Genomic DNA, 19,277 nt, shown 5'->3' on the forward strand with positions numbered 1-19,277 from the left:
CAGCATAGCCACCCAGCGCCACAAGGGATTTCGCATAGTGACCGAAGGCGAATTTGTCGGCAAGAAGGTTCTTGTCACCGGTGCCGCCGGCGGCCTCGGCTCGGCGCTGGTGAAGACTTTCGAGGACCGGGGCGCGGATATCATTCTTTGCGAGCGGTCGGTCGATGCGCTGGAGGCGTCGCGCTGGCCCGTGCATGCCTTCGATCTGCTGGATGCGGCCTCGATCGAGAGCGCCGTGCGCGATATTCTCGCAAGGCATGGCGCGCCTGATGTGGTCGTCAACAATGCCGGCTGGACTCGCGCCGAGACCGTGGGCGATCTCACCTCAGAAAACATCGACGCGGAAATCCGCCTCAACCTGACGGGCGTCGCGAGTTTCACCAACGGATTGCTGCCGGCTATGATGGCGCGCGGCTCCGGCGCCTTCGTTTTCATCTCGTCCGTCAATGCGCTGGTGCATTTCGGCAATCCGGCCTACGGTGCGGCCAAGGCCGGCATCAACGCGTTCTCGCGCGGCGTGGCGGTCGAGTGTGGCCGCAATGGCATCCGTTCCAACGTCGTCTGTCCGGGTTCGATCCGGACGCCCGCCTGGGCGCACCGCCTGGAGCGCGATCCCGGAATCATGGACAAGTTGAAGGGGCTTTACCCGCTTGCACGGATCGTCGAGGCTTCGGAAGTGGCCGAGGCTGTCGCGTTCCTTGCGTCGCCGCGCGCCAGCGGCATAACCGGGACTGTGCTGCCGGTGGACGCCGGCGTGAGCGCGGGCATGTTGCCTTTCATCGACAATGTTCTCGGAGGGTAAGCGATGACCGACGTCCAGTTCCGCAACCTGACCAAGGCCTTCGGCAATCACAAGGTGCTGGACGACATCAACCTCGACATTGCCAGCGGCGAGTTCGTGGTGCTCGTCGGTCCTTCCGGCTGCGGCAAGTCCACGCTCCTGCGGATGCTGGCGGGGCTTGAGCCGATCACCGGCGGCGAGCTTTTCATAGGCGGCGTGCGCGCTAACGACCTGCCGCCGCAAAAGCGCAACATCGCGATGGTCTTCCAGTCCTACGCGCTTTTCCCGCATATGAAGGCATCGGAGAACATTGGCTTCGGACCGAAGATCCGGGGTGAAACCGCCGCCCGCACCGGGGAGAAGGTCAAGAACGCGGCCAACATCCTTAATCTGTTCTCCTATCTCGATCGCTACCCGCGCCAGCTTTCGGGCGGCCAGCGGCAGCGTGTCGCCATGGGCCGCGCCATCGTGCGGGATACGTCCGTGTTCCTGTTCGACGAGCCGCTGTCCAACCTCGATGCCCAGTTGCGCGTGCAGATGCGTGTCGAGATCAAGGCGCTGCATCAGCGGCTGAAATCCACCATCGTCTACGTCACCCACGATCAGATCGAGGCGATGACCATGGCCGACCGCATTGTCGTCATGAATCAGGGCCGCATCCTTCAGGTCGGCCCGCCGCTCGAGCTCTACGACCGCCCGGCCAACAAGTTCGTCGCTTCCTTCATCGGCTCGCCGTCGATGAGTTTCGTCAGCGGCAAGGTGGCGGCGACAGGAGAGGGGGCCGTGTTCGAGGCGCCCGGAGACGTGCATATCCGGTTGGGCGAGACCGGCAGCAGGGCAGTCGGCAAGGAAGTCGAGATCGGCGTTCGGCCGGAACATTTCCGCATCGACGAGGCCGCTCCTTCGGCGCGCATCGAAGTCGATGTCGTCGAGCCGACCGGCGCGGAGACCCATGTCTACGGCTCAATCGGCGCGGAGAAGGTGAGGGCGGTGTTCCGCGACCGCGTCCCCGTCAGGCCCGGCGACCGGCTGCCGGTGACGGTCGATCCGAAAAACGCCCATCTCTTCGACAAGGCGAGCGGCCTCGCCCTATGAGCGCGCAGATAGCGGACATCATCACGCGGCTGCAGATGATGACGCAGGAAGGCTCGAAGTCCGACCGGCGGCTGGCAGCGCTGGTGTTGTCGGACCTCGATTTCGCCTCCAAGGCGGCGATCTCTGAAATCGCGGCGCGTGCCGAGGTCAGCGAGCCCACGGTCACGCGCTTCTGCCGCAATCTCGGCTGCGAGGGCGTGCGCGATTTCAAGTTCTGGCTGGCGCAGGCCATCGCGATAGGCGGACTCTACCTGATGCCTACGCCGCTCAGTCGCGACGTGCGCGAACAGCGCATCGCCAACGCGATCACCGCCGGCGCGACGCAGGCCATCGAGCGCATCGCCGCCGGCCTCGACATGGCGACGCTGATGTCGGTGGCGGAGCTTCTCTCGGCCTCGAAGCAGATACTCTGCATCGGTTCCGGCGGCACCTCCTCGATGATGGCCACGGAAATGCAGAACCGCCTGTTCCGGCTGGGGCTTTCGGTGGTATCGCAGGTGGACGGCCAGTTGCAGCGCATGTATGCGGCCGTCGTGACGCCGGAGACGACGGTCGTCTCCTTCTCGATCTCGGGCTACGCCAAGTCGATCGTCGATTCCGTGGTCCTCGCGCGCCAGTATGGCGCGCGCACGGTCGCGATCACCGCGCCGGGCTCGGCGCTGGCCAAGGCGGCCGAGACCGTCATCCCCTTCCAGCACATGGAAGACAGCAACATCTACAAGCCGACCTCATCGCGCTATGCGCTTCTCGCCATCGTCGACATGCTTGCCACCGCGACCGCCGAAAGCCGCGACGGCAAGGTGCTGGAATCGCTGCGGCGTATCAAGCAAAGCATTAACATGCTGAAGGTGGACGACCCTCGTCTGCCTCTCGGAGACTGAAATCATGACCGCCCCGAAGACGATCGACGACCTCGAAACACCCTGCGTCCTCATCGACGTCGACCGGGCCTCCGCCAACATCTTGCGCGCGCAGGCCTATGCCTACAAGCATGGCAAGAAGCTCCGGCCGCACATCAAGACGCACAAATTGCCCTACTGGGCGAAGAAGCAGATGGAAGCCGGCGCGACTGGTATCACCTGCCAGAAGATCGGCGAGGCCGAGGTGATGGCCGATGCCGGGCTGACCGACATCTTCCTTCCCTACAACATCATCGGCAAGGCGAAGCTCGCCCGGCTGCTGGCGCTGCACAAGCGGGCAAAACTGTCGGTGACCGCCGACAGCCGCGAGACGATCGATGGTCTTGCCGCGACCTTCACCGATCCTGCCCGGCCCCTTTCAGTGCTGATCGAATGCGACACCGGCATGGGCCGCTGCGGCGTACAGACAGCGACGCAGGCGTTGGACCTAGTCAAGCGCATCTCTGCGGCGCCAGGGCTGAAATTCGCAGGCCTGATGACCTATCCGGCCGCCGGCAAGGCACCCGAAGCGAATGTATGGCTGAAGGAAGCGCGGGATCTGCTCTCCGCCTCCGGCATCGCCTGCGAGCGGATCTCCAGCGGCGGCACGCCTGACATGTGGCACGCGGCCGACAGCGACGTGGTGACCGAATACCGTCCCGGCACCTATATCTATCTCGACCGCTATCAGGTGGCGAAAGGCGTGGGCACGAATGACGATTGCGCCCTGACCGTGCTGGCGACCGTCGTCAGCAAGCCGACCTCCACCCGCGCCATTCTCGATTCGGGTTCCAAGGCGTTGACCAGCGACACGCTCGGCATGGAAGGTTTTGGCGAGATCGTCGGCGTGCCGGGAGCCCTTGTCGCCGGGCTCAGCGAAGAGCACGGCAACGTCGCGCTCAAGGAAGGCGCGGATCTTGCCATCGGCGACCGGGTCCGCATTCTGCCCAACCATGCCTGCGTGGTGTCGAACCTCTTCGACGAGGTGCATCTGGTTTCCGGCGACAGGGTGATCGACACGCTGCCTGTCGCCGCCCGCGGCCGCGTGACGTGATCCAAAGCTTGCGGCACCCGAAAAGGATGCCGATTGCTCGCGAAGAGCCCTGGTGATCGCGCTATTTCGCGCGGGAACGCTTCGGCTTCGGAGCCGGCGCGTTGGCGGCGTCGGCCGCCTCCTTTGCCAGCCTCAGTTCCCGAAGCCGCGCGGTTTTCGCGGCTTCAGCCTTCGCGGCGGCGGCATCTTCCGCCTGCACCTGCTGCCATGCATCGGCGCGTTTCTGGAGCGTCACCTCGCGAAACAGCGTCCGTTCCGATTTTTCCTTTGCCATGATGGCTTCGCCTTTGATCATTGTTGGCGTCTATCGTGCGACGCGCTTGGGCGCCGGCAGCAGACCCTCGCGCTGCGCGAGCTTTCGCGCGGCTTTCCGCGAGCGTCTGACCGCGTCGGCTTTCTCGCGCACGCGGCGCTCCGACGGCTTCTCATAGGCACGTCTCGCCTTCATCTCGCGAAACACGCCTTCGCGTTGCAATTTGCGCTTCAGCGCACGAAGGGCCTGTTCGACATTGTTGTCTCTGACCAATACTTGCAAAGCAATCTCCTTCCAGAAAAGCAAAAGGGGCCGGATGTCCGACCCCTCCCAGATGCTCATCACGCCGCCAGTACATCCGTGGTCGGCGCGAGACGCAAATTCGTGTGGCTTATGCCGCGGACAGATTCGTCGCGGCGCTCTTGCCGCTGCGGCGATCCTGCTCGACGTCGAAGTTCACCTTCTGGCCTTCGGCAAGCGAGCGCATGCCCGCGCGCTCCACGGCCGAGATGTGGACGAAAACGTCCGCGCCGCCGGCGTCGGGAGAAATGAAGCCGAAGCCCTTGGTGGTGTTGAAGAATTTCACGGTACCTGTGTTCATGACGATTTCCTTTCAAATCGGCAGATAAGACAAAGCACGCAAAGCGACATGCGATGCGGCGCGAGAGATCGATTTTGAAGGGAAGATCGGCAGAGCGCTGAAGCGCGAAGACAAACTATTCGGCAAGATCGATAGGGGTTACATAAGGCATACGCCCTGTGTTTACAAGGGGCGTGGATTTGTGTCCTGGAATGAACAGTCGAGCTGCACGGAAGAACTGATGGCACGCACACCGAACTACAATTTCGAACGGAAGGAACGCGAAAGGCTGAAGGCCGAAAAGAAGGCCGAGAAGCTCGCAGCGAAAGCAGCGGAGGGGATGGGCCTGGCGTCCAACCTTCTCTGGCATCTAAGCTATTGTTTTACATGGCGCAGATGATGGTTTGAATGGTCATCTGGTTCAGTCGCGACTGGCAGCGAAACGGATGACTGTGGTCCCTATGCTCTCACGCGGAGATCAACGGACCCGTCCGCTGCGGCGCGCCGTGGATTCACGACGGCCGTCTTCCGTCCCGCACGATTCTGGTCTTCCCTGAGAGGGGTGCCAAAATGTAGGCATGTCTCATCACATTGACATGACGGCAATTTTTTAAGCGCCGTGGTGGAGCCCGGCAAGATGAATTCGACGCTCTCCTTCCTTCTGGTCCTCCTGACCCGGCTCTTCATGCCGCGGCACAACGCGCAGATGCGGCTGCTCCGGGCGCAGATCCATATTCTACGGGCCCGCATCCCGGCGCAAAGGATCATCCTGTCCCCGGCCGAAAAATCCGAGCTGCTGCGCATCGGGGCGGAGTGCGGACACGATATCGCCGGGCTCATGGAGGTGGCCAAACCCGCGACCTACAAGCGCTGGCTCGCCCAGATGCGCGCCGGCCGCGCGTTCAAGGCCGTGGGCAGGCCGCGCCTGACGCAGGAGCTGCGCGATGTCGTCATCCGCATCGGGTCGGAAAACCTCCTCTGGGGCTACAAGCGGATCGCCGGGGAGCTGAAAAAGCTCGGGCTTTACGCCGGCGCCAATTCGGTCAGGCGCATTCTCAATGAGGCGGGCATCCACCCGAGCCCGGAGAAGCGGAGAAAGAAACCGGCCCTGCCGTGGACCACGTTCGTTCGGGCGCATATGGAAAGCATGGTCGCCTGCGACTTCTTCACCAAGACCGTGTTGACGGCCCGCGGGCCGCTGACGGCCTATGTGCTGATCTTCATCCATCTCGGCAGCCGTCGCGTGTTTTGCAGCGCCCCGACCTATACTCCCGACTCGGCATGGGTGACGCAGCAGGCTCGCAACACACTGATGTGGTGCGCGGAGCAAGGGATCACGCCGCGGTTCCTGATCCGCGACGCCGACACCAAGTTCAGCGCCAGCTTCGATGCCGTCTGGGTCTCGGAAGCCGCCCGGGTCATCCAGATCCCGCACAGGGCGCCCAACGCCAATGCCTTCGCCGAATCCTTCATCGGCACCATCAAGCGCGAATGCCTGGATTTCTTCGTCTGCTTCAGCCGGTCGCAGCTCGACTACATCCTGCGCACATGGGTGCGCCATTACAACGTCGAGCGCCCGCATCGCGGCCGGGACATTGGGAACAACGTGCTTCAGGTCGATTTCCGCCCCGCCCGCGACGGCCCGATCCGCTGTCGGCGCCAGCTTGGCGGCATCATCACGTCCTACAGCCGCGAAGCGGCATGATCCGCGGTAAGGACGCGAGCCGCAGAAGGCTTGACGGCTTTGACGCCGAGGGCATCCGCCAGAGGCTCCCATGGCAGCCACCTCGGCCAGTCGCTGCCTCGAGACCGTGTGTCTGGTACATCGCGATGCCGTCAGGGGAGTGCGGCATTCACCCCATCTCTACATTAAGGCATTGATTTCTTTAGACCAGACCCCATCGGTTCTCGCTTCAGATCACGAACACCGGCGCGAATCCGCCCCCTGACGTCCTGAAGTTCGTGGTCTGACCTTCATAAAGGCGCGCGGCCACCAGAAGCACCTGCCCATCATAGGTATACAATCGCACGTCCATTTTGCGCGTCTGGGGTGCCTCGTCGATCTTGATCATGCGCTCGCTGGGGCGGACCAGTGTCTGAGCAACGTATCCGCCCTCCGCGATTTCCGCCCAGACTCCTTTCGTCAGCTTGTCGCCACGATAGACCGCCTTGCCGCCATGTCCTCCGGTCGGCTTGAAGAAGAGATCCTTGCGGGATTTCCAATGTGCATCAGCATTGTCGGGATTGACCAGGACCGTGCGTGGCACGGCATCAAGCAGGGCGCGAAATCGCGGCTCCACTCCCCATGCCTCAAGCGTCGCGGAATTCGAAAGAAGCGAAAGGTTGCGCTTGTCGGCAAGGAGTGCGTGGTTGTGCGGATTGGGTGTCACGACCACCGCGCCATCCTGGTAGGCCTCCCGCAGGGCCTTGTGCCCGGGCTGATCGAAGGCGAAATCGGTGACCCGGTTGTAGACGAGATCGATCGCCATTCCGTCGACGCTGAGCCGACCATTTTCATAGCGAAGGTGACCGGCGTCGGCGATGACCGCGTCTATCCCTCGAGCCGCGAAAACCTGCCGTGCGAGCAGGAATTCAGGATAGAGATACTGTTCGGGCGGACTGTCATCGACGATGGCGATGCGTTGTGGCGCGCCCGCTCCCCGCTGCCGAGTCCATTCGTTCTGGAACATCCGGAACGCCGCGTCCTCAAAGGATAGCAGCGTCGGGGGGATGTCCATTTCGGCGCAACACGCGCGCTGCGCCCTTGCAAGAAAGGCATTGAGAAATGCCCCGCCGGCATTGGTATTGATCTCGATCAGCCGGGGGCCGTCTTCGCCAAGATGAAAGTCGTAGCCCATCAATGCCCCGAGCGGGCCGTGATCCGCCCGCGCGATTTCCGGCGCCCAGGAAAGGACCGCGGATTTGTATGCAGCAACCTGCGCGGTGGTCTCGACCGCCACCGCGATATCTTGCATCTCGGTCACCGCTGCGGCCGAAAGAAACACCGGCACCTGCGAGAAAAGGTGGGCCTTGGGGAGGATGAGCGTCTCGAAGAACGCCGGCTCACCGGCCTCCTGTTCCAGCGCTTCGCGGAGCAACGGAAGGTCCAGCGTGACGCAGAAGCAGTTCTTGTTGAGCCGGTCCGTGCGGTCCTGAATTCGTTCCGAGGAACCGGAGCCCGGATTGTTCATCGAGAGAGAACCCGAGGCTGCTCCCAGGTCCGGCGCGCTCCAAGTGCAAGGCAAGCCATGAATACCCCCACAAACATCATTCCCCAGGATTCTCACATCAGACGAACCCAATATGCCGCTTCTGTTGGGCAGCCTCAACGGAGGACACCGACTGTTGCGAACCCGGTCCTTGCTCTTCATCCCCAACATCATCCGGCCCGTGCGTCGCCAGCATGCCCTCCGCCATCATCGCTCAGCGTGCTTGCGACACGTTCTCCTGGTAGGCCCGCTCGCGTTCCGGCCAGGTGCTCTTGATATAGGCGAGCACAGCCCGGATCTCGGTCTCGCTGAGGACATCGGCAAAACCGGGCATGTCGCTTTCATAGCCGCCCCCGACGATGGCGGCCGTGCCTTCCTCGACGATGCGGAACAGGACCTCATCGGCGTGGTGCCATGTGTGGCCGCTCTCATCATGCGGTGGCGCAGGCAGTCGTCCGGAGGGAAGCGGCGAGCGCCAGTCAGGCTGTCCCTCCAGATCGGCGCCATGGCATGAGGCGCATTGGTCCGCGTAGACCTGCCGGCCCTGTTCGATGACTTCTGCGGATGCCGGGGCGGTGGATGCGGTCCGGGTATAGTGCCTTCCAGCGAAAACCGCCAGGATCAAGCCTCCGGCGAGCAACCCGAGCCACACAATATTACCGAGATTACCGAGTTCTTTTCGCTTGAGTTGCATGATCGGTGGTGAGGAATTTCAATTGGCTACATGCCGAGGATGAATACCTGCCAGAATCATGACGCTGGCGGCAATGGACATTCCTGTGACCAGCGCCTATCTTTCCGGCATGTTCGCGCGCCTCGTCACCATGCTTGCCGTACTCGTGATCGCCGTCATGACGACGGTGACCTCCGCGCACGCGGCGCGCTTGAGCGCGGAACTAGATCACACAGCGCATGCCAGCGAGATGATGCACGTCGCTGCCGGCAGCGAAAACCCCTGTGATGGCGACCAGCACTGTGGCTCAGGTGACGCCGAATCCTGCGAGGTGCTTTGCGCTGGTCTTTCGGTCTTTTTGAGCTCGCCGAGCGACAGCTCTGGCAGCAATTACGCGCCCGCCAGCCATGACCTGCCCACCGGTGCAGTGCTTGCCAGTCGGGCACCGGGGTTGAACGAACGACCTCCCAAGATCCGTCTCCTCTGATCGTGCGCCCGGGCCGAGGCCCGCGACGCCCTGTCGGTTTTGATGAACGGGACAGGCTGTCCCGAGGAGACGACCATGAATACCCTCTCACGACGCGGCTTTCTCGCCGCCGGCGCAGCCGTGCTGGCCTATGCGCATCTGCCCCGGATCTCGGCGGCGCAGGATGTGGTTCCGCTGTCTCTGCACGCCGCCAGCCGGGTGCTGGACATCGACGGTCGCGCCGCCACTGTCTGGGGTTTGGCTGGGCCGACAGGACAGGGCCTGATGCTCGACCCCAGCGCGCGCTTCCGGGTGGATCTGCGCAACGATCTCGATACCGCCACGCTGATCCATTGGCACGGCCAGATCCCGCCCAACGCACAGGATGGCGTGCCCGACATGCCCTTGCCGATGCTCGCCCCCGGCGAGACACGCGCCTATGACTTCGCGCCGCTGCCCGGCACCTACTGGATGCACGCGCATGTGCCACTGCACGAGATGCGCCTTCTGGCCGCGCCGCTGATCGTGCGCAGCGCCGAGGACATCAGCACTGACCGGCAGGAGGTAGTGCTGTTCCTGCATGATTTCTCGTTCAAGGCGCCCGAGGATGTGATGGCCGAGATCCTCGGCGGCCACGGAGGTGGTCACGGCGCGGGCATGGCTGGCATGGACCACGGAGCGATGGGGAACATGCCGATGGGCGGCATGGATCACGGCGCCATGGGTGGCATGATGGGGATGGGTGCCATGGGCGGCATGGCGATGGACCTCAACGACTACGATTGGGACGCCTATCTTGCCAATGACCGCACGCTTTCGGACCCCGAGGTGGTGCCGGTCGAGCGCGGCGGGCGCATCCGCCTGCGGGTGATCAACGCCGCCGCGGCAACGGTGTTCTGGATCGAGACCGGCGAAGCGCAGGCCCGGCTCGTCGCGGTGGACGGACATTCGGTTCAGCCGGTCCCGGGCACGCGCTTCGGCCTTGCCATGGGCCAACGACTCGATCTGGAGATCGACCTGCCGTCCGAGGGCGGCGCATGGCCGATCCTCGCGCTGCGGGAAGGCGCGCGTGAGCGCACCGGCCTGATCCTTGCCACGCAGGGCGCCGAGATACGGCGCATTGATGCCATGGCTGAGGCCGAAGCGCCTGCCTTCGACACCGACCTTGGGCAGGAGTCGCGCCTGATCGCCGCGGAGGCCTTGCCGGATCGGCCGGCGGACCGCAGCCACATGGTGATGCTGGGCGGCACGATGCAGCCCTATGTGTGGACGATCAACGGGGCCGTCTGGGGCCAGCATCGCCCGATTGCCGCACGAAGCGGAGAGCGGGTCGTGCTGTCCTTCCACAACATGTCGATGATGGGCCACCCGATGCACCTGCACGGGCATGTGTTCCAGGTCGTCGGGCTGAACGGACGTGCGGTCGCGGGCGCGCGGCGCGACACGGTCTATGTGCCGCCGATGTCGATGGTCGATGTGGCACTCGACGCCGGCGAGGCCGCGCGCTGGATGCTGCATTGCCACCACATGCCGCATCTCGAAACCGGCATGATGACCGAGTTCGCGGTCGGCACATGACCGCGCGATGCCGGGGGCGCCGCATGTCAGCGCCCCTCGGCGGAAAACCTGCAAAGGGCAGTATTTCAAGCTTCCCGATCGCCTCTTGACCTTCCAGCGGTTGGAAAGCGCAGAACAGGTGAAACGCAAGCTCAGGATGAAACGCCGAGGAGGCGTGGAAATGACCAGCAAGACCGAACACGATCACCAGAAACATGCGCACGCTCATTCGACCCACGGGCATGTGCACGATCACGCGCATGACCACGCGGCCGCCGCGCCGGACACAGCCCACAAGGTCAAGGACCCGGTCTGCGGCATGATGGTCGATCCCCACACGACCGCGCACAAGGCCGAGCATGGCGGCCGGCCCTATTACTTCTGCTCGGCCGGATGCCGAACGAAGTTCCTGGCAGACCCGGACCGCTATCTGGATCCGGAAGCGGCGACCGAGAAGGCCGAGCCGGTTCCCGAGGGGACGATCTACACCTGCCCGATGCACCCCGAGATCCGCCAGGTCGGGCCGGGGTCATGCCCGATCTGCGGCATGGCGCTGGAGCCGGTGCTGGTCAGCCTGGAGGCCGGACCCAATGAGGAACTGATCGACATGACGCGCCGGTTCTGGATCGGGCTGGCGCTGACGATTCCAGTGGTGATCCTCGAAATGGGCGGCCATTTTCTTGGCCTGACTCACTATATCGGCCAACTGACCTCGAACTGGTTGCAACTGATCCTCGCAACGCCGGTCGTGCTATGGGCTGGTTGGCCGTTCTTCCAGCGCGGCTGGCAGTCGCTGGTCAACCGCAGCCTCAACATGTTCACCCTGATCGCCATGGGCACCGGGGCGGCGTGGATCTACAGCGTCGTCGCCACGCTGGCGCCCGGCATCTTTCCCGACGCCTTCCGAGAGCACGACGGCTCGGTCGCGGTCTATTTCGAGGCGGCGGCGGTCATCACCGTCCTAGTCCTGCTCGGGCAGGTGCTGGAACTGCGCGCGCGAGAGAGCACCAGCGGCGCGATCCGCGCGCTCCTGGACCTTGCCCCCAAGACCGCCCGGATCATTCGTGACGACGGCACCGAGGAGGAAGTTCAGCTCGACAGTGTGCAGGTCGGCGACCGCCTGCGGGTGCGTCCCGGCGAGAAAGTGCCCGTCGATGGCGAGGTGCTGGAGGGCCGCAGCGCCGTCGATGAATCGATGGTGACGGGCGAGTCGATGCCGGTGACCAAGGAGGTCGGCGCCAAGGCCATCGGCGGCACCATGAACCAGTCGGGCGCGCTGGTGATCGAGGCGAAGAAGGTCGGCCGCGACACCATGCTGTCGCAGATCGTCCAGCTCGTCGCCGAGGCGCAGCGAAGCCGCGCGCCGATCCAGCGGCTCGCCGATCAGGTCTCCGGCTGGTTCGTGCCGGCGGTGATCCTGGTCGCCATCCTCGCCTTCGTCGCCTGGTCGATCTGGGGGCCGGAGCCGCGCTTCTCCTTCGGTCTCATCGCGGCGGTCTCGGTCCTGATCATTGCCTGCCCCTGCGCGCTGGGGCTGGCGACGCCGATGTCGATCATGGTGGGCGTCGGGCGCGGCGCGCAGGCGGGGGTGCTGATCAAGAACGCCGAGGCGCTGGAGCACATGGAGAAGGTCAACACCATCATCGTCGACAAGACCGGAACCTTGACCGAGGGCCGGCCCGCCGTCACCGCCATCGTGCCGGCGGCGGGCTTTACCGAAGGTGAGGCGCTGCGCCTTGCCGCCAGCGTCGAACGCGCGAGCGAGCATCCCCTCGCGCTTGCCATCGTTCGCGCGGCGGACGAACGCGGGATCGCGGCCGCGCCGGTCGCGGATTTCGATTCGCCCACCGGCAAGGGCGCCTATGGCACGGTCGAGGGCAAGCGCATCGCGCTTGGCAACGCAAAATTCCTCGCCGAACATGGGGTCGATGTCGCGCCGCTGGCCGATGAGGCCGACCGGCTGCGCGAGGACGGGGCGACCGCGATCTTCATGGGCGTCGATGGTCGCGTCGCGGCAATCTTTGCCATCGCCGATCCAGTCAAGCCCTCGACGCCCGAGGCGCTGGCCGCGCTCAAGGCGCAAGGCATCCGTGTGGTCATGCTGACGGGGGACAACTGGACGACGGCGAAGGCCGTCGCCCGCCGGCTCGGCATCGACGAAATCGAAGCCGAGGTTCTCCCCGATCAGAAAAGCGCGGTCGTCGCGCGGCACAAGGCGGCGGGCGAGGTGGTGGCGATGGCCGGCGACGGCGTCAACGACGCGCCGGCGCTGGCTGCCGCCGATGTCGGCATCGCCATGGGCACCGGCACCGATGTGGCGATGGAAAGCGCCGGCGTCACCCTGCTCAAGGGCGATCTCAACGGTATCGTCCGCGCCCGCCGGCTGTCGGAAGCGGTCATGGGCAACATTCGCCAGAACCTGTTCTTCGCCTTCATCTACAACGCGCTTGGCGTGCCGGTCGCGGCGGGGGTGCTCTATCCGTTCTTAGGCATCCTGCTGTCGCCGATCATCGCCGCTGCCGCCATGGCGCTGTCCTCGGTCAGCGTGATCGCCAATGCCGCCCGGCTGCGGAGGGTGAAGCTGTGATCGCCGTGCGGCATCAACAGCCGAACCCGCGCACGCACATGCCGACGTCGTGCCGCGGCAGATGCGTACCTGCTCACCCCTTCGTGCGTCGCGCCCCGACCGTGACGGCGAGACAATGCAATCCATGAAACGAGGTGTGACGATGAGAAACGATCACAACATTAGCCGGCGCACCATTCTGGCCGCTGTCGGAGTGCTGCCCTTGCTGATGTCGATGCCGGGGCGGGGACATGCCGAAGCGCTGCCGCTGGTGAGCGTCAGCAAGGATCCGTCCTGCGGCTGCTGTGACGGCTGGGTCGCGCATATCGAGGCGGCGGGGTTCCCTGTGCGGGTGGTGGAGTCCGCCGACATGGACAGCCTCAAGCAACGCCTCGGCGTGCCGGCCGATCTGGCATCGTGCCACACCGCCGAGGTGGGCGGCTATGTGGTCGAGGGCCATGTCCCCGCCGAAGCAATCCGCCGCCTTCTGTCCGAGCGGCCCGAGGCGACAGGGCTGGCCGTTCCCGGCATGCCCGCCGGTTCGCCTGGCATGGATTTTCCGGGCGTGGATCCCGAACCCTACGAAGCGTTCCTGTTCGGCCAGACCACCCGCAGCTTCGGGCGCTTCCTCGGTTCACGGGAAATCTGACACAGGCAGGCCCGACATGACCGCCCAGCTTGCGCATGATCGAAAGCAGCACCTGGCCGAGGCGACTTGCCTCCGTCAGCGGAGCGGTCTCGTCACGGCTGGTGGCGCGCGACGGGAACGCGGCAACGCATCGGTCTCGCGGGGCACCGAGAAGGCAGGTGGCGCATGAGCGAGCGTGCACGAGTTGCTTTTCGGGCGGGGTATGGCCGATTGCGCCAGGTTGCAGTCTGCATCCTGCTGCTTGCCATCGGCGCCCTGGTTCTGCAGGCGTCGGCACATGCCGGCCCAGCCGGACACGCCATCCACCAGCAACAAAGCGCCGCCACGGCAGGCCACTGCACCCAGCATCACATGCTGGTTGACCATGGCGCTGGTTCAACTGCTGGCTGCGTCAGTGCTGACAGCGGCGTCAGTCTGGTGGACTGCTGCCAAGCCTGTCTGATCGCCGCCGTTCCCGTCGAGCCGCCGGCGTTGGGCGTATCCGCAAGTAGTGAGGTTTTTCTCGGTCTGCGCCGTGACTTCTGCGGGCGATCCCCCGCAGGAATCCTGAAGCCGCCCCGTCTGATCGCGGCGTGAGCGCCGGGAATTGTCGGGAGATCCCGAGATGTCTCCGGCCGCCCCGCGCCAACCCGAGAAACCGACGAACAGAACGGAGAACCGCGTCCGCGAATCCGGGCCGGGGCTCTCGGAACCAAAGGATGAAATCAATGAATCGAACCGTAATCGCCCTTTGCGCCAGCATCCTCTCCGGCCTGGCGGGCGCTGCCTTCGCTCAGGCCGAGCATGACACCCACCACCCGGCAACCCCGCCCGCACAGGCGGAGCAGGTGCCCGCGCCGACGCCTCCCACAGGCCAGATGTCCCGCATGCAGGGCATGACCGGCATGCAAGGGATGATGCCCGAGCAGTGCCAGGCCATGATGCAGGCCATGACTCCTGAATGCATGGGCGCGATGCAGCAGATGATGCAGGGCGGGATGATGGCCACGCCGCACGCCGAGGCGGCCCCGGCGAAGGAAAGCCTTCCCGACTTCACGCAGGCCAACATCGACGCCATGAATGCGATGCACGGGCCGATGATGGACGGCGTCATGGCCGACGATGCCGATGTCGCTTTCGTCCGGGGCATGATCCCGCATCATCAGGGCGCGATCGACATGGCCCGGATCGTCCAGCAATACGGGGACGATCCGCAGACGAAGGCATGGGCGGACCAGATCATCGCGGCGCAGGAGCGCGAGATCGCCGAAATGCAGGCCTGGCTGGCGGCGAACGCCGGGGAGACAGCGGCGACCTTGGGTCAGACAGTTGGAACCGTCTGGTCCGCCAATGAAGGCGGCAATTCCATCAGCGCCATCGATCTTGGCACCGGGGCGGTCGACACCGTTTCCATCCCGGTCGCGCCGCACAACGTCGATCTGACGCCCGATGGCAAGCTGCTGCTGGCGGTCGGTGATCCTGCCGTCGATGGGGATCACGGGTCGGACGGGCACGGGCACGGCGCGGAAGGCGCGGCCGAGGGTCTGCTGGTCATCCTCGATCCACAGAACCTCTCGACGCCTAAGGCGACCGTCGCAGTAGGCTCGCACCCGGCCCATGTGGTCGCCGACCGGCAGGGGCGCGCTTTTGTCTCGCTGGCCGGCGGCGACGAGATCGCCGTGGTCGATCTTGCACGGGCCGAGGTCATCGGGCGCATCGCGACGGGCGAGTATCCGCACGGCCTGCGGCTCAGCCCGGACGAGACGCAGCTTTACGTCGCCAATGTCGAGGACGGGACCGTGTCCGTCATCGACACGCAGGCGCTTTCCGAGGCGGCGCGCATTCCGGTCGGGACCGCGCCCGTTCAGGTCGGGTTCACACCCTCGGGCGATCAGGTCTACGTCTCGCTTCGCGACGAAAACCGTGTGGCGGTCATCGACACCTCTACCCGCGAGGTGACGGACAGGATCGACGTCGGGCCGAATCCGATCCAGATGTTCGCGACCCCGGACGGAGTCTATGTCTATGTGGCCAACCAGGGCACCGACGCGGAGCCGAACGACACCGTGTCCGTGATCGACACCGCGACCGGTCAGGTGGTGAAAACCCTCACCACCGGTGGCGGCGCACATGGCGTCTCGGCATCGGCGGACGGTGCCTTGGTGTTCGTGACCAACATCGCCGATGACAGCGTGTCGATCATCGACGTCGCGAGGCAGGAAGTGGTGAGCACGGTACCGGTCGGCGATCGTCCGAATGGCATCGTCTACGGCGGATGAGCCGTTGAGCAATCGGCGCCGGAGATCTCTCCGGCGCCAGTCGTCGGCCGGGGACTGAGCGCGACTCCCGGCCGCCGTCGAAGATCTTGAACTTGATGATGATGCCGGTCAGCAGCGCCAGCACTACGCCGGCCGAGATCCCTGAACGCTGTCGGGGTGCTGCTCGCGCTGCTTGCCCCGCCGCTGCAACGAGCAGCAATCCAATGGTCTGGTCGTGGGTATTGGGGCTGAATCGGCTGCAATTGACTGAGCTGCTTGGCGCGACAAGTTCACAACTTGTCACTGCTGGCATCAGTGAAGCTTAGAAGGTGCAGGGTGCACAATTGTGCCCATCGCCGCACGGGACAGATGTGGCATAGACGTGCCACCATTCCGGCGCAGCGAATCCCTGCCGCTCTTTGAATCTGTGAACCTGTGATCCGGGCCGGGCGTGTCGCTCCGGTCGAGGCGTCTGGCGCTTCCCGAAGCGATGCCGCCCGGCCCGGCATTCACACACGCTGGCGTTCATGCCTGCAGATCAAAAGTCCGTCTCGACATAGACCCCGGCGCAGTCGAAGGCGACGGCGGCGGCCGTGGCGCCGAAGCCGTGGCGACAGGAACTGCGTCGCGGCGGGCAGGTCAGCGGTGATCTCCTGGTCGAACGCTGCGCCTGAGACCTCATCCACCACCCGAACCCAGACGGAACTGCCGTTCGGTGGTGCCGCGATGAACAGCGTCAGCACCCCGCCCGTCGTGATGGCGAAACTCGCCCCCATGTCGGTCAGCGTCGGCGCGCCGGTGCCGTCGTTCGCAACCATCTGCCATCGGGTGTGCGTGCCGCGCTGGAAGCCGATGCCGATGCAGTTGATGGCTGCGGCCAAGGTCAACGTCGTCGCCAGCGCGGCCGTGGATCCGTAGAGACCGAAGAACCCCATCCCGGTCGCCTGCAGGGTCGTCAGGGATAGCCGCGTGACAAAGGTCCAGCCGCCAAGCCCCGCCGCATTGCCGCGCCAGCAGGCCCAGCCTGCGGAGCGCTGATCCGCCACTGAGTCAACGACTGCCGCCGAGGTGAGCCGCCAGCGTCGCATGGAGGTGGCGAGGTTCGTCGCGGCGAGCGTGGGCGTGGAAACGGTGCCGACCGAGGTGATCGGCAGGCCCTCGCTGTTGATCGTGGTGCCGGTCGATGGCGACCAGTTTGCGATCCGGTTGACCCCAAAATGCGGCTGGAGCGGGAAGTCCCGCCCCGAGGGGCGCATGACGTCGATCCATGGTGCCCCGGCGCGGCTGCGGGCGTAGATGGCGGCCTTGCCTGCGGGTGGGGGCGATGGCGTGGCGCTGAGGCCCGGAAGAACGGTTGGCTGCGGCAGTTCCACCTGGCCATTGGTGCGGTCAATCCTGATCGCATCGAAGAAGGCTGAACCATCCGGGCTGACCTTGAAGCTGAAGTCGTCCGACCCGAGAAGACCGATCAGCGCCCTTGCCGAAAACCCGGTCTTGAAGGCGAACGCTGCGTCATTCGCCGGGGCGGCCTTGTTCACCGTCGCCTCGATCCCCGCGATTGTTTTGCGTGACCGCGTACCAGGCGCAGAAATCAAGACAAAACGACAACAGGTCTGTCGCACAGGTGAGTTTCTGGTTGCCGAGATTGATGCCAAGCTTGGGGGTTATGGCATAGTTCCCATGGAGCTCGACGGCGCAATCGTCAGCAGCCACTATTTCCTGTTTGAGATCGACGAAGCGAAGCTGCATCGCGGATTTCTAGATTGGTATTCGCGGACACCAGACTTCCTCGAACAAGTTAAAGCGCGCGGTTCTACCAACTACGCAGCGATTCGACCGTCTAACGTGCTCGGCTATGTAATCCCCCTTCCACCCCTCGCCGAGCAGCAGCGCATCGTGGCGCGGCTGGATCGGGTAGCGGGGCTGGTCAGGGCGCGGGCAGAGGCCGCCGCCGCGATGGAGGCCGACCTGCAGGCGATGCTGGCTAAGGCTTTCGCTCGCTGCATCGACGCCGCCCCCCGCCGCCCCATGGCCGAAGTCGCCCCCCTGATCCGCCGACCGGTCGAGATCGAGCCGGACGGCGCCTATCCCGAACTCGGCGTCCGCTCCTTCGGCCGCGGCACCTTCCACAAGCCGGTGCTACGCGGTGGCGATCTGAGTTGGCAGAAGCTGTTCGGGATCGAAAAGGGCGATCTGGTTTTCAGCAACATCAAGGCATGGGAAGGCGCCTTTGCCGTCGCTGGTGTCGATGACCACGGCCGCGTTGGCTCGCATCGCTACCTGACCTGCGTTCCGAACCCGGAAACCGCCACCGCCGATTTCCTCTGGTTTTACCTCCAGTCACCCGAGGTCTTGAGCGCGGTTCAATCGGCATCACCCGGCAGCGCCGACCGCAACCGCACGCTGGCCGTGAAGCGGCTGGAAACCATCGAAGTCCCCATGCCCCCGCTGGAAACCCAACGCTGGTTCGACCGCCTTCAGGCCCGCGCTCGCCGCATCCGCGCCATCCGCGCCGCCTCGGCCCGCGACGCCGACGCCCTGATCCCCGCGCTTCTGCATCAGGTCTTCGGCACCGGGGACAAGGCCGCATGACGCGCGGCGATGACCAGCCCGATCTGCTGTCTGACCTGACCGATCTGGACTTCGCCCGCCATCTGCTGGCCGAGATGCACGACGACCTGCACGGCAAGGTCTCGCGCTATCGCATGCTGACCGATCTCAGCCGCGATCTCGGCCCGAACGGCACGATGATTTTCGGCGGCCAGGCCGCCCACTTTGCCTGGATCGAGGCACGCTCGTCCTTCGTCCACGGCAACTTCGCCGCCACAATCCTGCTGTGCCAGGGGCTCGTCGAGCATCTGCTGGCGGCATATCTCCACGCCGGCCTCCTGATCGATGACATCCCCGACCGTATCCCGTTCCGCGAAACCCTGCGTCGCTGCCGGGAGCGGGACGTGATCTCCGATCATGACGTGACCGACCTGCAAAAGCTGATGGGCCTGCGCAACCCGCTGTCCCATTTCCGGCACGTCGATGATGCCGGCAATCTCGACCGCCGCTCGCTCGACACCGGCCAGCACGCCGCCGACGTCGTTCGCCACGACGCCATCTTCGCCATCGGCCTCGCCGTCAGAATGCTGGCCAAGCCCGCTTTCCGCCTTGGACCGACCGCCTGAGCCGGGTGCCGCGACGCGATTACGGTTCGACTCCGGTTCCATCTCGCTAACGCCCCTCTCGTCGAAGTGCTCAGCCGGGTCG

General features: G+C 64.9%; 20 protein-coding genes. 14 read left to right on the forward strand and 6 right to left on the reverse strand.

Going from position 1 to position 19,277, the window contains the following annotated elements:
* Positions 1-34 precede the first annotated feature (34 nt).
* Genes M9955_17800 through M9955_17815 form a run of 4 tightly spaced genes read left to right on the forward strand, consistent with a single transcriptional unit; the run spans position 35 to position 3,829 of the window.
* Positions 35-802 (forward strand): SDR family oxidoreductase, encoded by a 768-nt coding sequence (locus M9955_17800; GenBank protein ID MCO5083497.1) that lies wholly within the window; start codon positions 35-37, stop codon positions 800-802.
* Between the two features lie 3 nt (positions 803-805).
* Complete coding sequence (gene ugpC / locus M9955_17805) at positions 806-1,876, forward strand: sn-glycerol-3-phosphate ABC transporter ATP-binding protein UgpC (protein ID MCO5083498.1); 1,071 nt, start codon at positions 806-808, stop codon at positions 1,874-1,876.
* Positions 1,873-2,757 carry a MurR/RpiR family transcriptional regulator gene (locus M9955_17810; protein MCO5083499.1) on the forward strand — a complete coding sequence of 295 codons (885 nt, stop codon included), beginning with the start codon at positions 1,873-1,875 and terminating at the stop codon, positions 2,755-2,757. Before ugpC ends, M9955_17810 begins: the two co-directional genes overlap by 4 nt.
* A gap of 4 nt (positions 2,758-2,761) precedes the next feature.
* Positions 2,762-3,829 (forward strand): D-TA family PLP-dependent enzyme, encoded by a 1,068-nt coding sequence (locus M9955_17815; GenBank protein ID MCO5083500.1) that lies wholly within the window; start codon positions 2,762-2,764, stop codon positions 3,827-3,829.
* Between the two features lie 61 nt (positions 3,830-3,890).
* Here the strand turns inward: M9955_17815 and M9955_17820 are convergent, their stop codons facing one another.
* The 3 genes from M9955_17820 to M9955_17830 all read right to left on the reverse strand — a co-directional run bounded on the left by M9955_17820 (position 3,891) and on the right by M9955_17830 (position 4,683).
* On the reverse strand, positions 3,891-4,103 hold the full coding sequence (locus tag M9955_17820) for a hypothetical protein (protein ID MCO5083501.1): 213 nt from the start codon (positions 4,101-4,103) through the stop codon (positions 3,891-3,893).
* A gap of 30 nt (positions 4,104-4,133) precedes the next feature.
* Positions 4,134-4,364, reverse strand: coding sequence for a 30S ribosomal protein S21 (gene rpsU / locus M9955_17825; protein ID MCO5083502.1), 231 nt, complete (start codon positions 4,362-4,364; stop codon positions 4,134-4,136).
* A gap of 109 nt (positions 4,365-4,473) precedes the next feature.
* A complete protein-coding gene (locus tag M9955_17830; protein ID MCO5083503.1) occupies positions 4,474-4,683 on the reverse strand; it encodes a cold-shock protein in 210 nt (69 codons plus the stop codon).
* Between the two features lie 220 nt (positions 4,684-4,903).
* Here M9955_17830 and M9955_17835 point away from each other — a divergent pair, with 220 nt between their 5' ends.
* Positions 4,904-5,062, forward strand: a complete 159-nt coding sequence (locus M9955_17835) for a hypothetical protein (protein ID MCO5083504.1) — start codon at positions 4,904-4,906, stop codon at positions 5,060-5,062.
* A gap of 237 nt (positions 5,063-5,299) precedes the next feature.
* Positions 5,300-6,367 carry an integrase core domain-containing protein gene (locus tag M9955_17840; protein ID MCO5083505.1) on the forward strand — a complete coding sequence of 356 codons (1,068 nt, stop codon included), beginning with the start codon at positions 5,300-5,302 and terminating at the stop codon, positions 6,365-6,367.
* A gap of 208 nt (positions 6,368-6,575) precedes the next feature.
* On the opposite strand, the gene M9955_17845 is transcribed toward M9955_17840, so the two are convergent.
* Together M9955_17845 and M9955_17850 are read right to left on the reverse strand one after the other, a co-directional pair.
* On the reverse strand, positions 6,576-7,853 hold the full coding sequence (locus tag M9955_17845; protein ID MCO5083506.1) for a hypothetical protein: 1,278 nt from the start codon (positions 7,851-7,853) through the stop codon (positions 6,576-6,578).
* Positions 7,854-8,085: 232 nt separating this feature from the next.
* Positions 8,086-8,565, reverse strand: coding sequence for a cytochrome c (locus M9955_17850; protein ID MCO5083507.1), 480 nt, complete (start codon positions 8,563-8,565; stop codon positions 8,086-8,088).
* A 58-nt stretch (positions 8,566-8,623) separates the two neighbouring features.
* Here M9955_17850 and M9955_17855 point away from each other — a divergent pair, with 58 nt between their 5' ends.
* From M9955_17855 to M9955_17880, 6 genes are all read left to right on the forward strand, one after another.
* Positions 8,624-9,031, forward strand: a complete 408-nt coding sequence (locus tag M9955_17855) for a hypothetical protein (protein ID MCO5083508.1) — start codon at positions 8,624-8,626, stop codon at positions 9,029-9,031.
* A gap of 75 nt (positions 9,032-9,106) precedes the next feature.
* On the forward strand, positions 9,107-10,588 hold the full coding sequence (locus M9955_17860; GenBank protein ID MCO5083509.1) for a multicopper oxidase domain-containing protein: 1,482 nt from the start codon (positions 9,107-9,109) through the stop codon (positions 10,586-10,588).
* Positions 10,589-10,886: 298 nt separating this feature from the next.
* Positions 10,887-13,154, forward strand: coding sequence for a cadmium-translocating P-type ATPase (gene cadA, locus M9955_17865; GenBank protein ID MCO5083510.1), 2,268 nt, complete (start codon positions 10,887-10,889; stop codon positions 13,152-13,154).
* A 115-nt stretch (positions 13,155-13,269) separates the two neighbouring features.
* Complete coding sequence (locus M9955_17870) at positions 13,270-13,782, forward strand: DUF411 domain-containing protein (protein ID MCO5083511.1); 513 nt, start codon at positions 13,270-13,272, stop codon at positions 13,780-13,782.
* A gap of 165 nt (positions 13,783-13,947) precedes the next feature.
* Positions 13,948-14,358, forward strand: a complete 411-nt coding sequence (locus M9955_17875) for a hypothetical protein (GenBank protein ID MCO5083512.1) — start codon at positions 13,948-13,950, stop codon at positions 14,356-14,358.
* Between the two features lie 131 nt (positions 14,359-14,489).
* A complete protein-coding gene (locus M9955_17880) occupies positions 14,490-16,040 on the forward strand; it encodes a DUF305 domain-containing protein (GenBank protein MCO5083513.1) in 1,551 nt (516 codons plus the stop codon).
* A 488-nt stretch (positions 16,041-16,528) separates the two neighbouring features.
* Here the strand turns inward: M9955_17880 and M9955_17885 are convergent, their stop codons facing one another.
* On the reverse strand, positions 16,529-17,557 hold the full coding sequence (locus M9955_17885; protein ID MCO5083514.1) for a hypothetical protein: 1,029 nt from the start codon (positions 17,555-17,557) through the stop codon (positions 16,529-16,531).
* Here M9955_17885 and M9955_17890 point away from each other — a divergent pair.
* Together M9955_17890 and M9955_17895 are read left to right on the forward strand one after the other, a co-directional pair.
* Complete coding sequence (locus M9955_17890) at positions 17,550-18,611, forward strand: restriction endonuclease subunit S (GenBank protein MCO5083515.1); 1,062 nt, start codon at positions 17,550-17,552, stop codon at positions 18,609-18,611. The two genes, M9955_17885 and M9955_17890, sit on opposite strands and share 8 nt — an antisense overlap.
* Positions 18,608-19,195 (forward strand): hypothetical protein, encoded by a 588-nt coding sequence (locus M9955_17895; GenBank protein ID MCO5083516.1) that lies wholly within the window; start codon positions 18,608-18,610, stop codon positions 19,193-19,195. The genes M9955_17890 and M9955_17895 overlap by 4 nt, the downstream gene beginning before the upstream one ends.
* The last annotated feature ends 82 nt before the right edge of the window (positions 19,196-19,277 follow it).

The organism is Rhizobiaceae bacterium (genome assembly GCA_023953845.1).
GTDB lineage: Bacteria > Pseudomonadota > Alphaproteobacteria > Rhizobiales > Rhizobiaceae > Arvimicrobium.

Coding starts and splice junctions, on each gene's coding strand:
- ugpC (MCO5083498.1), top strand. CDS start 806: ATGACCGACGTCCAGTTCCGCAACCTGACCAAGGCCTTCGGCAATCAC.
- M9955_17810 (MCO5083499.1), top strand. CDS start 1,873: ATGAGCGCGCAGATAGCGGACATCATCACGCGGCTGCAGATGATGACG.
- M9955_17815 (MCO5083500.1), top strand. CDS start 2,762: ATGACCGCCCCGAAGACGATCGACGACCTCGAAACACCCTGCGTCCTC.
- M9955_17820 (MCO5083501.1), bottom strand. CDS start 4,103: ATGGCAAAGGAAAAATCGGAACGGACGCTGTTTCGCGAGGTGACGCTC.
- M9955_17830 (MCO5083503.1), bottom strand. CDS start 4,683: ATGAACACAGGTACCGTGAAATTCTTCAACACCACCAAGGGCTTCGGC.
- M9955_17835 (MCO5083504.1), top strand. CDS start 4,904: ATGGCACGCACACCGAACTACAATTTCGAACGGAAGGAACGCGAAAGG.
- M9955_17840 (MCO5083505.1), top strand. CDS start 5,300: ATGAATTCGACGCTCTCCTTCCTTCTGGTCCTCCTGACCCGGCTCTTC.
- M9955_17845 (MCO5083506.1), bottom strand. CDS start 7,853: ATGAACAATCCGGGCTCCGGTTCCTCGGAACGAATTCAGGACCGCACG.
- M9955_17850 (MCO5083507.1), bottom strand. CDS start 8,565: ATGCAACTCAAGCGAAAAGAACTCGGTAATCTCGGTAATATTGTGTGG.
- M9955_17855 (MCO5083508.1), top strand. CDS start 8,624: ATGACGCTGGCGGCAATGGACATTCCTGTGACCAGCGCCTATCTTTCC.
- M9955_17860 (MCO5083509.1), top strand. CDS start 9,107: ATGAATACCCTCTCACGACGCGGCTTTCTCGCCGCCGGCGCAGCCGTG.
- cadA (MCO5083510.1), top strand. CDS start 10,887: ATGATGGTCGATCCCCACACGACCGCGCACAAGGCCGAGCATGGCGGC.
- M9955_17870 (MCO5083511.1), top strand. CDS start 13,270: ATGCAATCCATGAAACGAGGTGTGACGATGAGAAACGATCACAACATT.
- M9955_17875 (MCO5083512.1), top strand. CDS start 13,948: ATGAGCGAGCGTGCACGAGTTGCTTTTCGGGCGGGGTATGGCCGATTG.
- M9955_17880 (MCO5083513.1), top strand. CDS start 14,490: ATGAATCGAACCGTAATCGCCCTTTGCGCCAGCATCCTCTCCGGCCTG.
- M9955_17895 (MCO5083516.1), top strand. CDS start 18,608: ATGACGCGCGGCGATGACCAGCCCGATCTGCTGTCTGACCTGACCGAT.